Source organism: Streptococcus mitis (genome assembly GCF_000960025.1).
GTDB classification, from domain to species: domain Bacteria; phylum Bacillota; class Bacilli; order Lactobacillales; family Streptococcaceae; genus Streptococcus; species Streptococcus mitis_DH.
The window spans coordinates 778,128-793,038 of record NZ_JYGQ01000001.1 but is presented as its reverse complement, the minus strand read 5'-3'; the positions used below and the strand labels follow the sequence as shown (position 1 = coordinate 793,038).

The 14,911-nt window shown below is 39.4% G+C and carries 13 protein-coding genes; 12 read left to right on the top strand and 1 reads right to left on the bottom strand.

Features of this window, described 5'->3' with window-relative positions:
• The first annotated feature begins 158 nt into the window (after positions 1-158).
• Genes glgB through TZ91_RS04050 form a run of 6 tightly spaced genes read left to right on the top strand, consistent with a single transcriptional unit; the run spans position 159 to position 7,605 of the window.
• Positions 159-2,087 carry a 1,4-alpha-glucan branching protein GlgB gene (gene glgB, locus TZ91_RS04075; RefSeq protein ID WP_033687032.1) on the top strand — a complete coding sequence of 643 codons (1,929 nt, stop codon included), beginning with the start codon at positions 159-161 and terminating at the stop codon, positions 2,085-2,087.
• Entirely contained in the window at positions 2,077-3,219 is a 1,143-nt protein-coding gene (locus TZ91_RS04070) for a glucose-1-phosphate adenylyltransferase (protein WP_020902830.1), read from the top strand. Before glgB ends, TZ91_RS04070 begins: the two co-directional genes overlap by 11 nt.
• Positions 3,209-4,348, top strand: coding sequence for a glucose-1-phosphate adenylyltransferase subunit GlgD (glgD, locus tag TZ91_RS04065; protein WP_033687031.1), 1,140 nt, complete (start codon positions 3,209-3,211; stop codon positions 4,346-4,348). Before TZ91_RS04070 ends, glgD begins: the two co-directional genes overlap by 11 nt.
• Positions 4,345-5,778, top strand: coding sequence for a glycogen synthase GlgA (gene glgA / locus TZ91_RS04060; protein WP_033687030.1), 1,434 nt, complete (start codon positions 4,345-4,347; stop codon positions 5,776-5,778). The genes glgD and glgA overlap by 4 nt, the downstream gene beginning before the upstream one ends.
• Before the next feature lie 58 nt (positions 5,779-5,836).
• Positions 5,837-6,481, top strand: coding sequence for a phosphoserine phosphatase SerB (gene serB / locus TZ91_RS04055; RefSeq protein WP_033687029.1), 645 nt, complete (start codon positions 5,837-5,839; stop codon positions 6,479-6,481).
• 8 nt (positions 6,482-6,489) lie between these two features.
• Complete coding sequence (locus tag TZ91_RS04050; RefSeq protein ID WP_033687028.1) at positions 6,490-7,605, top strand: glycerate kinase; 1,116 nt, start codon at positions 6,490-6,492, stop codon at positions 7,603-7,605.
• On the opposite strand, the gene TZ91_RS04045 is transcribed toward TZ91_RS04050, so the two are convergent.
• The gene (locus TZ91_RS04045; protein WP_033687027.1) at positions 7,602-8,048 is read right to left on the bottom strand and encodes a DUF1694 domain-containing protein; all 447 of its coding nucleotides are present in this window, start codon (positions 8,046-8,048) and stop codon (positions 7,602-7,604) included. The genes TZ91_RS04050 and TZ91_RS04045 overlap by 4 nt on opposite strands.
• Positions 8,049-8,211: 163 nt before the next feature.
• On the opposite strand from TZ91_RS04045, the gene eno reads away from it, so the two are divergent.
• From eno to TZ91_RS04015, 6 genes are all read left to right on the top strand, one after another.
• Positions 8,212-9,516, top strand: a complete 1,305-nt coding sequence (gene eno / locus TZ91_RS04040) for a surface-displayed alpha-enolase (RefSeq protein ID WP_000022813.1) — start codon at positions 8,212-8,214, stop codon at positions 9,514-9,516.
• Positions 9,517-9,774: 258 nt separating this feature from the next.
• Positions 9,775-11,034 carry a UDP-N-acetylglucosamine 1-carboxyvinyltransferase gene (locus TZ91_RS04035; RefSeq protein ID WP_045597109.1) on the top strand — a complete coding sequence of 420 codons (1,260 nt, stop codon included), beginning with the start codon at positions 9,775-9,777 and terminating at the stop codon, positions 11,032-11,034.
• A gap of 15 nt (positions 11,035-11,049) precedes the next feature.
• Complete coding sequence (locus TZ91_RS04030; RefSeq protein ID WP_033687026.1) at positions 11,050-11,601, top strand: GNAT family N-acetyltransferase; 552 nt, start codon at positions 11,050-11,052, stop codon at positions 11,599-11,601.
• Complete coding sequence (spxR, locus tag TZ91_RS04025) at positions 11,594-12,871, top strand: CBS-HotDog domain-containing transcription factor SpxR (protein WP_033687025.1); 1,278 nt, start codon at positions 11,594-11,596, stop codon at positions 12,869-12,871. Before TZ91_RS04030 ends, spxR begins: the two co-directional genes overlap by 8 nt.
• 15 nt (positions 12,872-12,886) lie before the next feature.
• Entirely contained in the window at positions 12,887-13,747 is an 861-nt protein-coding gene (locus TZ91_RS04020; RefSeq protein WP_033687024.1) for a methionyl aminopeptidase, read from the top strand.
• A gap of 215 nt (positions 13,748-13,962) precedes the next feature.
• Positions 13,963-14,880, top strand: coding sequence for a bifunctional riboflavin kinase/FAD synthetase (locus TZ91_RS04015; protein ID WP_033687023.1), 918 nt, complete (start codon positions 13,963-13,965; stop codon positions 14,878-14,880).
• Positions 14,881-14,911: the final 31 nt, after the last annotated feature.

Genomic DNA, 14,911 nt, shown 5'->3' with positions numbered 1-14,911 from the left:
GCGTTTCTGAAAATTTCTTGATTTACAAGTGAACACATCAGTGAATTTGTTGAAGACTTTCAAAAGATTTTTTTGCAAATTCCGTAATTTACTTGAATCTTCCCTAAAAAGGTAGTATAATAAATCTATAGAAAACGCTTACAGAATTAGGAGGGTGTATGGATAAGAATAATGCTTTAAAAACCTTTATGACAGGTGAAAATTTTCACCTCCAGCACTATCTGGGAGCTCATAGGGAAGAAAAAAATGGAGAGTATGGCTATACTTTTCGTGTGTGGGCGCCTAATGCTCAGGCTGTTCACTTGGTAGGGGATTTCACCAATTGGGTTGAAAATCAAATTCCGATGGAACGGAATGAATTTGGAGTCTGGGAAGTCTTTACCAGTCTTGCTCAAGAAGGCCAAATTTATAAGTACCATATCACACGTTCAAATGGTCATCAGCTGATGAAGATTGACCCTTTGGCTGTACGATATGAGGCACGACCTGGGACTGGTGCTATTTTAACAGATATTCCAGAAAAGAAATGGAAGGATGGCCTCTGGCTAGCCCGTAGAAAACGCTTGAGCTTTGAAGAGCGTCCTGTCAATATTTATGAGGCTCATGCTGGCTCTTGGAAGAGAAATCCGGATGGCAGCCCCTATAGTTTTGCTCAATTGAAAGATGAACTCATTCCTTACTTGGTTGAGATGAATTATACTCACATTGAGTTTATGCCCCTGATGTCTCACCCACTAGGTTTGAGTTGGGGCTATCAGCTTATGGGTTACTTTGCTCTAGAGCATGCCTATGGTCGTCCTGAAGAGTTTCAAGATTTTGTTGAGGAATGTCACTTAAACAATATAGGTGTTATTGTAGACTGGGTACCTGGTCACTTTACTATCAATGATGATGCCTTGGCCTATTATGATGGAACACCGACTTTTGAATACCAAGACCATAATAAGGCTCATAACTACGGTTGGGGAGCACTCAATTTTGACCTTGGAAAGAATGAAGTCCAGTCTTTCTTGATTTCTAGTATTAAGTTTTGGATTGATTTTTATCATTTAGATGGTATTCGCGTGGATGCGGTTAGCAACATGCTCTATCTTGACTACGATGATGCTCCATGGACACCTAATAAAGATGGTGGCAATCTCAACTATGAAGGTTATTATTTCCTTCAACGCTTGAATGATGTGATTAAACTAGTTCATCCAGACGTTATGATGATAGCTGAGGAAAGTTCATCAGCTACTCAGATTACTGACACTAAGGATTCAGATGGTCTAGGATTTGACTATAAATGGAATATGGGTTGGATGAATGACATCCTCCGATTCTACGAAGAAGATCCGATTTATCGTAAATATGACTTTAACCTGGTGACTTTCAGCTTTATGTATGTCTTCAAGGAGAACTATCTCTTACCATTCTCACACGATGAAGTGGTTCATGGCAAGAAGAGTATGATGCACAAGATGTGGGGAGATCGTTATAATCAATTCGCAGGCTTGCGTAATCTCTACACTTACCAAATTTGTCACCCTGGTAAGAAATTGCTCTTCATGGGTAGTGAATATGGGCAATTCCTAGAATGGAAATCTGAAGAACAGTTGGAGTGGTCTAACCTAGAAGATCCAATGAATGCTAAGATGAAGTATTTCACTTCTCAGCTAAACCAGTTTTACAAAGACCACCGCTGTCTGTGGGAAATTGATACTAGTTATGATGGCATTGAAATCATCGATGCGGATAATAGAGACCAGAGTGTTCTTTCCTTCATCCGTAAAGGAAAGAAGGATGATATGTTAGTCTGTATCTTTAATATGGCACCTGTTGAACGAAAAGATTTTACAATCGGACTTCCTGTTGCAGGGATTTACGAAGAAGTCTGGAATACTGAGTTAGAGGAGTGGGGAGGCGTTTGGAAAGAACATAATCAAACTGTGCAAACGCAAGAAGGACTATGGAAAGATTATGAGCAGACCTTGACCTTTACCCTACCAGCTATGGGAGCAAGTATTTGGAAAATCAAACGTCGCTTGAAACCTACTAAAACCGTCACAAGTAAAAATCAAAAAGGAGTAGAAAATGAAGAATGAAATGTTAGCTTTGATTCTTGCTGGTGGGCAAGGAACTCGTCTCGGTAAACTCACTCAAAGCATTGCAAAACCAGCTGTGCAATTTGGTGGGCGCTACCGTATCATTGACTTTGCTCTTTCAAACTGTGCCAACTCAGGCATCAACAATGTTGGAGTCATTACACAGTACCAACCTCTTGCTCTCAATAACCATATTGGGAATGGTTCAAGCTGGGGACTAGACGGTATCAATTCTGGTGTCTCTATTCTTCAACCTTATTCTGCAAGTGAAGGAAATCGTTGGTTCGAAGGGACTAGTCATGCTATTTACCAAAATATCGACTATATCGACAGTGTCAATCCTGAGTATGTCTTGATTCTGTCTGGGGACCATATCTACAAAATGGATTATGATGATATGCTCCAGTCTCACAAGGATAATAATGCCAGTTTGACAGTCGCAGTTCTTGATGTTCCTCTGAAAGAAGCTAGCCGCTTTGGTATTATGAACACAGATGCCAACAATCGCATTGTTGAATTTGAAGAAAAACCAGCTCAACCTAAATCTACCAAAGCTTCTATGGGTATTTACATCTTTGATTGGCAACGCCTTCGTAATATGTTAGTCGCTGCTGAAAAGAGCAATGTAGATATGTCAGACTTTGGTAAAAATGTCATTCCAAATTACCTTGAGTCAGGTGAAAGTGTTTATGCCTACGAATTTAATGGTTACTGGAAAGACGTTGGTACGATTGAGTCTCTTTGGGAAGCTAACATGGAATATATTTCACCAGAAAATGCCTTGGATAGCCGTAACCGTCAATGGAAGATTTACTCAAGAAACTTAATTTCACCACCAAACTTCCTTGGGGCAAATGCTCACGTGGAAGATTCCTTGGTTGTTGATGGCTGTTTCGTAGATGGAACTGTTAAACATTCTATCCTCTCAACAGGTGCGCAAGTTCGCGAAGGGGCAGAAGTAGTAGATTCAGTTATCATGAGTGGTGCAATTGTTGGTCAGGGAGCTAAAATCAAACGTGCCATTATTGGTGAAGGTGCAGTTATTTCTGATGGTGTCGAAATTGATGGAACAGAAGAAGTACAAGTTGTAGGATATGATGAAGTAGTGGGGGTAGCAACAGATGAAGATTGATAAATATTCTGCCATTTTAGGAAACACAGTTGGTTTTCATGATATGTCAACACTGACAGACCACCGTCCAGTAGCTAGTTTGCCATTTGGTGGTAAATATCGTTTGATCGACTTCCCGCTCTCAAGTCTTGCTAATGCTGGTGTGCGTAGTATTTTCGGTATTTTCCAACAAGACAATATCAGTTCAGTCTTTGACCATATCCGTTCAGGGCGTGAGTGGGGATTGTCAACTCTTCTTAGCCACTACTATCTAGGTATTTACAATACCCGTGTGGAAAGTAGTACAGTTGGAAAAGAATACTACCAGCAGCTTCTTACTTATTTGAAACGTTCTGGATCAAACCAAACAGTTTCACTTAACTGTGATGTTTTGATTAATATCGATTTGAACCAAGTATTCCACCTACATAACGCAACTAAAGGGCCAATCACTGTAGTTTATAAAAAATTGCCTAAAAAAGATATTTCAGAAGTAAATGCAATCTTGGAAATGGATGAAACAGACCATGTCCGTTCTCATAAACTCTTTGATAGCAAATCAACAGATGAAGTTTACAATATGTCCACAGATATCTTTGTCGTTGATACACCGTGGTTGATTGAACGTTTAGAAGAAGAAGCTAAAAAAGATCATCCAGAGAAATTGCGCTATGTTTTACGAGATTTGGCTGCAAAAGAAGGGGCTTTTGCCTACGAATACACAGGTTATCTGGCAAATATTCATTCTGTAGAGTCTTATTACCAAGCTAATAAAGATATGCTTGAATCTCAAAAATTCTACTCTCTCTTTACTCCAAACCAAAAGATTTACACAAAGGTAAAAAACGAAGAGCCAACTTATTATGCTAATACATCTAAGGTAAGCACTTCTCAGTTTGCCTCTGGTAGTATCATTGAAGGTCAAGTGGCTAATTCTGTTTTATCACGTAATATTCATGTCCATAAGGATAGCTTGGTTAAAGATAGCATCTTATTCCCTCGTGTTGTTATTGGAGAAGGTGCTCAGGTAGAATATGCTATCTTGGACAAGGGCGTTGAAGTTGCGGATGGAGTTGTGATCCGTGGAACTGCAGAACATCCAGTCGTCATTAAGAAAGGTAGCAAAGTAACAGAGGATATTCATTCATGAAAATTTTATTTGTAGCAGCTGAGGGTGCGCCCTTTTCAAAAACAGGTGGTTTGGGAGACGTCATTGGCGCTCTTCCTAAATCACTGGTAAAAGCGGGACATGAAGTTGCAGTGATTTTACCCTACTATGACATGGTAGAGGCTAAATTTGGAAATCAGATTGAAGATGTTCTTCATTTTGAGGTGAGTGTTGGTTGGCGCAGACAGTATTGTGGAATTAAGAAAACCGTCTTAAACGGTGTAACCTTCTACTTTATTGACAACCAATACTATTTCTTCCGTGGTCATGTTTACGGTGATTTTGACGACGGAGAACGCTTTGCCTTTTTCCAACTGGCTGCCATTGAGGCTATGGAAAGGATTGACTTTATTCCTGATCTTCTCCATGTTCATGACTACCATACAGCTATGATTCCTTTCTTGTTGAAAGAAAAATACCGTTGGATTCAAGCCTATGAGGACATTAAAACAGTTTTAACCATTCATAACTTGGAATTCCAAGGACAATTTTCAGAAGGAATGTTATGGGATTTGTTTGGAGTTGGCTTTGAGCGTTATGCTGATGGCACCCTTCGATGGAACAACTGTCTGAACTGGATGAAGGCAGGTATTCTCTATGCGGATCGTGTTTCAACCGTTTCGCCTAGCTATGCCCATGAAATTATGACTAGTCAGTTTGGATGTAACTTGGATCAGATTCTTCGAATGGAATCTGGCAAGGTCTCTGGTATCGTGAACGGGATTGATGCTGACCTGTATAATCCTCAGACGGATGCCCTTTTAGACTATCATTTTAATCAGGAAGATTTGTCTGGTAAAGCCCAGAATAAGGCAAAATTGCAAGAAAGAGTTGGCTTACCCGTTAGGGCTGATGTTCCACTTGTGGGAATTGTTTCTCGTTTGACACGTCAAAAAGGCTTTGATGTGGTGGTGGAAAGTCTGCACCATATCTTGCAAAATGATGTTCAGATTGTTCTTTTGGGAACTGGTGATCCAGCCTTTGAAGGAGCTTTCTCATGGTTTGCTCAAATATATCCAGACAAGCTATCAGCAAATATTACTTTTGATGTCAAACTAGCTCAAGAAATCTACGCTGCTTGTGATCTCTTCCTCATGCCAAGTCGTTTTGAACCATGTGGCTTGTCTCAAATGATGGCTATGCGTTACGGAACCTTGCCATTGGTCCATGAAGTTGGTGGTTTGCGAGATACCGTTAAAGCCTTTAATCCAATCGAAGGAAGCGGTACTGGCTTTAGCTTTGACAATTTATCTCCTTACTGGTTAAATTGGACTTTCCAAACAGCTTTGGACTTGTATAGAAACCATCCTGATGTTTGGAGAAATCTACAAAAACAAGCTATGGAGTGTGATTTCTCATGGGATACAGCCTGCAGGTCATACCTTGATTTGTACCATAGTTTAGTTAATTAATAGATAAAATCGTATGATGACTTCATACGATTTTTGGGCTGTTTAGAGAGGAGAACTGATGCTTCAAGTAAAAGGATTGTGTGTTATGGATGTTGATGGAACCATAATCCTAGAAGAAGTGATTGATCTTTTGGGTAGAGAGGCAGGTCGTGAGGAGGAAATTTCTCAGATTACAAGTCGGGCAATGAGAGGAGAGTTAGACTTTGACAGCAGTTTAAGAAAAAGAGTTTCCTTATTGGAAGGTCTTCCTGTTTCTGTATTTGAGAAAGTTTTCAACTCCATTCATCTCTCGCCAAATGCCCAGAAATTTATCTCTATTCTCCAAAAGAATGGAATCCTAGTCGGTCTGGTGTCCGGTGGTTTTACACCAATAGTTGAGAGATTAGCAAAATTCCTTAGTATTTCCTATTTCTCTGCCAACCAACTTGAAGTCAAAGATGGTCTTTTAACAGGAAAATTAGTTGGACAAATTATCAATCCCGAGATCAAAAAAGAGACTCTGGAAAAATGGAGAGAGGAACTAAAACTTCCTCAAGAAAGAACTGTTGCAATCGGTGACGGGGCTAATGACTTATTAATGTTGAAGTCAGCAGGACTGGGAATTGCTTTTTGTGCCAAAGAAGTGCTTAAAAAAGAAATATCGAATCATGTTGATAAGAGAGATTTTTTAGAAGTTCTTCCTTTGATTGAGTATTTAGAATGAGGGAAAATATGAAGATTGTAATTGCACCAGATTCATTTAAGGAGAGCTTGACAGCTGAAGAGGTAGCTGAAGCAATAAAAAGAGGCTTCCAACAATCGATACCAGATGTAGAATGTCTCCTCTGCCCTGTTGGTGATGGGGGAGAAGGTACAGTAGATTCCATTCGACATTCTCTTGACCTTGAAGAAAAATGGATCAAAGTGACAGGACCTTTTGGACAAAAAGAAGCCATGCGCTATTTTCAAAAAAGTCAACTGGCACTATTTGAAGTTGCCGACTTGGTTGGCCTTGAAAAAATTCCGCTAGAGAAACGAAATCCACTTCAAATCCAAACTTGTGGTATTGGAGAGTTGATTCGTCATCTCATTGCTAAAGGGATTACAGAAATCTATATCGGCGTTGGTGGCACGGCCAGTAATGACGGAGGAATTGGGATCGCTGCTGGTTTAGGTTATCAATTTTATGATAGGAATGGAAATGTCTTGCCTGCATGCGGTCAGTCCTTATTAAACTTAGCTTCTATCTCAACAGAAAATCTCTATAAAATTCCTGAAGGTGTTCAAATTCGTATTTTAGCAGATGTCACGAGTCCCTTGTGTGGTTATCAAGGTGCGACTTACACTTTTGGCAAACAAAAAGGTTTACATCCTACTATGTTTGCAGTCGTAGATCAGGCAATCCAAGATTTTTATGAAAAAGTCTCCCCTGCAACATTGGAAATTAAAGGAGCAGGAGCTGGGGGAGGCCTTGCTGGCGGTTTGTGTGCCTTTGCTCAGGCAAATATCGTGTCTGGAATTGATACCTGCCTGGACTTAATCAACTTTGATAAGAAAATTTCACATGCTGACTTGGTTGTTGTAGGAGAAGGAAGGCTAGATCGTCAAAGCCTAGCAGGTAAAGCGCCGATAGGCGTAGCAAAAAGAACCCCTGTCGGAGTTCCTGTCATTGCTATTTGTGGTAGTCTTGCTGAAGATTTACCTTCCCTACCATTTGAAAATATCCAAGCTGCCTTTTCTATTTTAGAGAAAAGCGAACCTTTAGAAGATAGTTTGAAAAATGCCAGTCTCTATCTGGAACGCACGGCAGCCAATATCGGGAACTTATTAAATATGCGCAAGATTTAGCCAAACCATTTTTTCCATAAGGATGCTTTGGATGGTTCTTCCTCTTTAACTTCCCAAAGTTTTGCAAAAGCAAGTCGAAGGTCCTTTTCTTCTACTTGTACTGGTGCATTGGTGTGGATAATCAGGCCAAAAGGAGAAGAAGTATGCTCTTCAGATATAATGGTAGCTTGACTATCAGTTTCTTTAGCTTCTTTTAAGTAGAAAACTTGCTTGTCAAATTCGATATTTGGTGAAATCTTCACAAATAGTGGCTCTGCTTTTTCCTGAAGGTTTTCTAAAATAGATAAAAAGCCTTTTTCTAGCTGAGGGCTATTTGCTGTGTCAATATCTGCATATCCAAGAACTCTTTCCTCAAAAGTGCCAAGATAGCGTCTTTGCTCATCTGGATTTAATTTTGGGCCACCATGAGCTTTTTCAAGTAATTGTTTTGATAAATCTGTCATAAAAACAGTATATCATAAAAGTTAGAATAAAACAGACAAAAGAAAGCGATTACTTTATAAAGTTAAGGAAAATTTGCACAAAGATAACGTTTTTTCTTGAAAAAGGAGGGCTTTTAAGGTATTATAGAGGTGTAAAAAATTTAACTCATAAGGAGAGTAAAAAATGTCAATTATTACTGATGTTTACGCTCGCGAAGTCCTAGACTCACGCGGTAACCCAACACTTGAAGTAGAAGTTTACACTGAATCAGGTGCTTTCGGACGTGGTATGGTTCCATCAGGAGCTTCTACTGGTGAACACGAAGCAGTTGAACTTCGCGACGGTGACAAATCTCGTTACGGTGGTCTTGGTACACAAAAAGCTGTTGACAACGTAAACAACATCATTGCTGAAGCAATCATCGGCTACGATGTACGTGATCAACAAGCTATCGACCGTGCTATGATCGCTCTTGACGGTACTCCTAACAAAGGTAAATTGGGTGCAAACGCAATCCTTGGTGTGTCTATCGCTGTTGCTCGTGCTGCTGCTGACTACCTTGAAATCCCACTTTACAGCTACCTTGGTGGATTCAACACTAAAGTTCTTCCAACTCCAATGATGAACATCATCAACGGTGGTTCTCACTCTGACGCTCCAATCGCTTTCCAAGAGTTCATGATCTTGCCAGTTGGTGCGCCAACATTTAAAGAAGCTCTTCGTTACGGTGCTGAAATCTTCCACGCTCTTAAGAAAATCCTTAAATCACGTGGTTTGGAAACTGCCGTAGGTGACGAAGGTGGATTCGCTCCTCGTTTCGAAGGAACTGAAGACGGTGTTGAAACTATCCTTGCTGCGATCGAAGCTGCTGGATATGTTCCAGGTAAAGACGTATTTATCGGATTTGACTGTGCTTCATCAGAATTCTACGATAAAGAACGTAAAGTTTACGACTACACTAAATTTGAAGGTGAAGGCGCTGCTGTTCGTACATCTGCAGAACAAATCGACTACCTTGAAGAATTGGTTAACAAATATCCAATCATCACTATCGAAGATGGTATGGATGAAAACGACTGGGATGGTTGGAAAGCTCTTACTGAACGTCTTGGTAAGAAAGTACAACTTGTTGGTGACGACTTCTTCGTAACAAACACTGACTACCTTGCACGTGGTATCCAAGAAGGTGCTGCTAACTCAATCCTTATCAAAGTTAACCAAATCGGTACTCTTACTGAAACTTTTGAAGCTATCGAAATGGCTAAAGAAGCTGGTTACACTGCAGTTGTATCACACCGTTCAGGTGAAACTGAAGATTCAACAATCGCTGACATCGCAGTTGCAACTAACGCAGGACAAATCAAGACTGGTTCACTTTCACGTACAGACCGTATCGCTAAATACAACCAATTGCTTCGCATCGAAGACCAACTTGGTGAAGTAGCTGAATACCGTGGATTGAAATCATTCTACAACCTTAAAAAATAAAATAGTTCAGTGAACTATTTTATCCCGAACCATGAAATTCAAAAGTTCGGCCGTTGATTTGACAACGTTTCTAGCCCCTCGGATTTTATCCGAAGGGCTATTTTTGTATTTAGGGGGCAAAACATTTCAAGACAGCTCATTTACTAATAAATACGATTCAGCTAATATAATTGAAAATGATGGAAAAAAGGGTGAATTTATGATATACTTTAACGTAGGACCTTTTTAGAAATTTTGAAAGAGTATAAAAAATTTAAAATGAGAAAAATTGTTATCAATGGTGGCTTGCCTCTGCAAGGTGAGATTACCATTAGTGGCGCAAAAAATAGTGTAGTAGCTTTGATTCCAGCTATTATTTTGGCAGATGATGTGGTGACTTTGGATTGTGTTCCAGATATTTCCGATGTTGCTAGTCTTGTCGAAATTATGGAGTTAATGGGGGCTACTGTTAAGCGTTATGACGATGTGTTAGAGATTGATCCAAGAGGTGTTCAAAATATTCCAATGCCTTATGGGAAAATCAATAGTCTTCGTGCATCTTATTATTTTTATGGAAGTCTTTTAGGTCGCTTTGGTGAAGCTACTGTTGGTTTACCTGGTGGATGTGATTTGGGACCTCGCCCTATTGACTTACACCTTAAGGCTTTTGAAGCTATGGGAGCAACTGTTAGCTACGAGGGAGATAACATGAAGTTATCTGCCAAAGATACAGGACTTCACGGCGCAAGTATCTACATGGATACGGTTAGTGTGGGTGCGACGATCAATACGATGATTGCTGCGGTTAAAGCAAATGGTCGTACTATTATTGAAAATGCAGCCCGTGAACCTGAGATTATTGACGTTGCTACTCTATTGAATAATATGGGTGCCCATATCCGTGGTGCTGGAACCAATATCATCATTATTGATGGTGTTGACAGATTACATGGAACGCGTCATCAGGTGATTCCAGACCGTATTGAAGCAGGAACATATATTTCTTTAGCTGCTGCAGTTGGTAAGGGAATTCGTATTAATAATGTTCTTTATGAACACTTAGAGGGATTCATCGCTAAGTTGGAAGAAATGGGAGTGAGAATGACTGTATCTGAAGACAGTATTTTTGTCGAAGAACAGTCTAATTTGAAAGCAATCAATATTAAGACAGCTCCTTACCCAGGCTTTGCTACTGACTTACAACAACCAATTACTCCTCTCTTGTTAACAGCAGAGGGGCGTGGTACCATTATTGATACCATTTATGAAAAACGAGTAAATCATGTTTATGAACTAGCAAAGATGGATGCAGATATTACGACTACAAATGACCATATCTTATATACCGGTGGACGTAGTTTACGTGGAGCAAATGTAAAAGCTACTGACCTTAGAGCTGGGGCCGCACTTGTCATTGCTGGTTTGATGGCTGAAGGTAAAACTGAAATTACAAATATTGAGTTCATCTTACGTGGTTATTCAGATATTATTGAAAAATTACGTAATCTAGGAGCGGATATTACACTTGTTGAAGAATAAACCGTAGAGGTGTTTATGAATATTTGGACCAAATTAGCAATGTTTTCTTTTTTTGAAACGGATCGCTTGTATTTGCGTCCTTTCTTTTTTAGTGATAGTCAGGACTTCCATGAGATAGCTTCAAATCCAGAAAATTTACAATTCATTTTTCCAAGTCAAGCTAGTTTGGAAGAGAGTCAATATGCACTGGCCAATTATTTTATGAAGGCTCCTTTAGGTGTATGGGCTATTTGTGACAAGAAAACTGAAAAAATGATTGGTTCAATTAAGTTTGAAAAGCTAGATGAAATTAAAAAAGAAGCAGAACTTGGTTATTTTTTGAGAAAAGATGTTTGGTCTCAAGGTTTTATGACAGAAGTTGCTAAAAAACTTTGTCAGCTTTCTTTTGAGGAATTTGGTTTAAAACAATTATCCATCATTACTCACCTTGAAAATGAAGCAAGCCAAAAAGTTGCTCTTAAGTCTGGATTTCGATTGTTCCGTCAGTTTAAAGGAAGTGATCGCTACACAAGAAAAATGCGGGATTATCTTGAGTTTCGCTTTGTAAAGGGAGAAATTAATGAGTAAACACCAAGAAATTCTAAGTTATTTGGAAGAATTACCGGTTGGTAAAAGGGTCAGTGTTCGAAGCATTTCCAACCATCTAGGAGTCAGTGATGGAACGGCCTATCGGGCCATAAAAGAAGCTGAAAACCGTGGAATTGTAGAGACTCGCCCAAGAAGTGGTACTATCCGTGTTAAATCTCAGAAAGTTGCTATAGAGAGATTAACTTTTGCTGAAATTGCTGAAGTGACCTCTTCTGAGGTTCTGGCTGGACAAGAAGGTTTAGAGAGAGAATTTAGTAAGTTTTCAATCGGTGCCATGACTGAGCAAAATATTTTATCTTACCTTCATGATGGGGGACTCTTGATTGTTGGCGACCGGACTCGTATTCAATTATTAGCGCTGGAAAATGAAAATGCAGTTCTGGTTACAGGTGGATTTCAGGTTCATGATGATGTGCTTAAACTGGCCAATCAAAAAGGGATTCCTGTTCTGAGAAGCAAGAATGATACTTTTACCATTGCGACCATGATCAATAAAGCCCTGTCAAATGTACAAATCAAGACTGATATTCTGACAGTTGAGAAACTTTATCGCCCAAGTCATGAGTATGGTTTTCTGAGGGAAACAGACACAGTCAAAGATTATTTGGACTTGGTTCGTAAGAATCGTAGCAGCCGTTTCCCTGTTATTAATCAACATCAGGTCGTTGTTGGGGTTGTTACTATGAGAGATGCTGGTGATAAGTCACCAAGTACTACAATTGATAAGGTCATGTCTCGTAGTCTATTTTTGGTTGGATTATCGACAAATATTGCCAATGTGAGTCAACGGATGATTGCAGAAGACTTTGAAATGGTACCGGTTGTTCGGAATAATCAAACCTTGCTTGGAGTTGTAACACGACGAGATGTCATGGAGAAGATGAGTCGTTCCCAAGTTTCTGCTCTACCGACTTTTTCTGAGCAGATTGGTCAAAAACTTTCTTATCACCATGATGAAGTAGTGATTACAGTGGAACCCTTTATGCTTGAGAAAAACGGAGTTTTGGCTAATGGTGTATTGGCAGAAATTCTGACCCACATGACCCAAGATTTAGTTGTTAATAGTGGTCGTAATCTTATTATTGAGCAGATGCTGATCTACTTTTTGCAGGCTGTTCAGATTGATGATACACTACGCATTCAAGCACGCATTATCCATCATACTAGACGATCAGCTATTATTGACTACGATATTTATCATGGTCATCAGATTGTTTCAAAAGCTAATATAACCGTTAAAATTAATTAGAAACTAGGAGAAAAAATGATAACATTAAAATCAGCTCGTGAAATCGAAGCTATGGATAAGGCCGGTGATTTTTTAGCAAGTATCCATATTGGCTTGCGTGATTTGATTAAGCCTGGCGTAGATATGTGGGAAGTTGAAGAGTATGTCCGACGTCGTTGCAAGGAAGAAAATTTCCTTCCACTTCAGATTGGGGTTGATGGTACCATGATGGACTATCCTTATGCTACCTGTTGCTCTCTTAATGATGAAGTGGCTCATGCTTTCCCTCGTCACTATATCTTGAAAGATGGTGATTTGCTCAAAGTTGATATGGTTTTGGGAGGTCCAATTGCGAAATCTGACCTGAATGTCTCAAAATTAAACTTCAACAATGTTGAACAAATGAAAAAATACACTCAGAGCTATTCTGGTGGCCTAGCAGACTCTTGTTGGGCTTATGCTGTTGGTACACCGTCCGAAGAAGTGAAAAATCTGATGGATGTAACTAAAGAAGCCATGTATAAGGGGATTGAGCAAGCTGTTGTTGGGAACCGTATTGGTGATATTGGTGCAGCCATTCAAGAATACGCTGAAAGTCGTGGTTACGGTGTAGTGCGTGATTTGGTTGGTCATGGTGTTGGCCCAACTATGCATGAAGAACCAATGGTTCCTAACTATGGTATTGCAGGTCGTGGGCTTCGTCTCCGTGAAGGAATGGTCTTGACTATTGAACCAATGATCAATACAGGTGACTGGGAAATCGATACAGATATGAAGACCGGTTGGGCGCATAAGACCATTGACGGTGGCCTATCTTGTCAATATGAACACCAATTCGTGATTACGAAAGATGGTCCTGTTATCTTGACTAGTCAAGGTGAAGAAGGAACTTATTAATAGAAAGTGGAAATACTGCTGGAAATTCATTTTGTTAGAAAACCCATTAAATCTTTTCATAAAAAACGCATTGTATCAAGTTTTAAGCAGCTGATATGATGTGTTTTTCTGATTGTAAAAACATAATTCTTCTAAAATTGTACACTTCAGGTTAAAAAAACGACATTTCAGATTTTCTGTTCCAGAAATAGCTATCACTATGATATAATTATTTTATGATTATTACTATTCCTATAAAAAATCAAAAAGATATTGGCACACCATCCGATTCGGTCGTTGTTCTCGGCTATTTTGATGGTATACATAAGGGACATCAAGAACTATTTCGTGTTGCCAATAAGGCTGCGAGAAAGGATTTATTGCCTATCGTAGTTATGACGTTTAATGAATCTCCAAAGATTGCTTTAGAGCCTTATCATCCGGATTTGTTTTTGCATATTTTGAACCCTGCTGAACGTGAGAGAAAATTAAAGCGTGAAGGTGTAGAAGAATTGTATCTCCTTGATTTTAGTAGCAAATTTGCTAGTCTCACAGCAGAAGAATTTTTTGCGACTTATATCAAGGCTATGAATGCCAAAATTATTGTTGCAGGTTTTGATTATACATTTGGTTCTGACAAAAAAACGGCAGAAGATTTAAAGAATTACTTTGATGGAGAAGTTATCATTGTCCCACCTGTAGAAGATGAGAAAGGAAAGATTAGTTCAACTCGTATCCGTCAAGCTATTTTATATGGCAATGTGAAAGAAGCAGGAGAACTTTTGGGGGCACCGCTTCCATCCAGAGGTATGGTGGTTCATGGTAACGCTCGTGGTCGTACGATTGGTTATCCAACAGCTAATTTGGTACTTTTAGACCGTACTTATATGCCAGCAGATGGTGTTTATGTTGTTGATGTTGAGATTCAAAGACAGAAGTATCGCGCTATGGCTAGTGTTGGAAAAAATGTGACCTTTGATGGAGAAGAAGCACGTTTTGAAGTCAATATTTTTGATTTTAATCAAGATATTTATGGGGAAACCGTCATGGTTTATTGGCTTGATCGTATTCGAGATATGACCAAATTTGACTCAGTTGACCAATTAGTGGATCAGTTAAAGGCTGATGAAGAAGTAGCTCGAAATTGGTCTTAAGAGTTTGGGTAATTAAAAAAGAGGTTGTCTG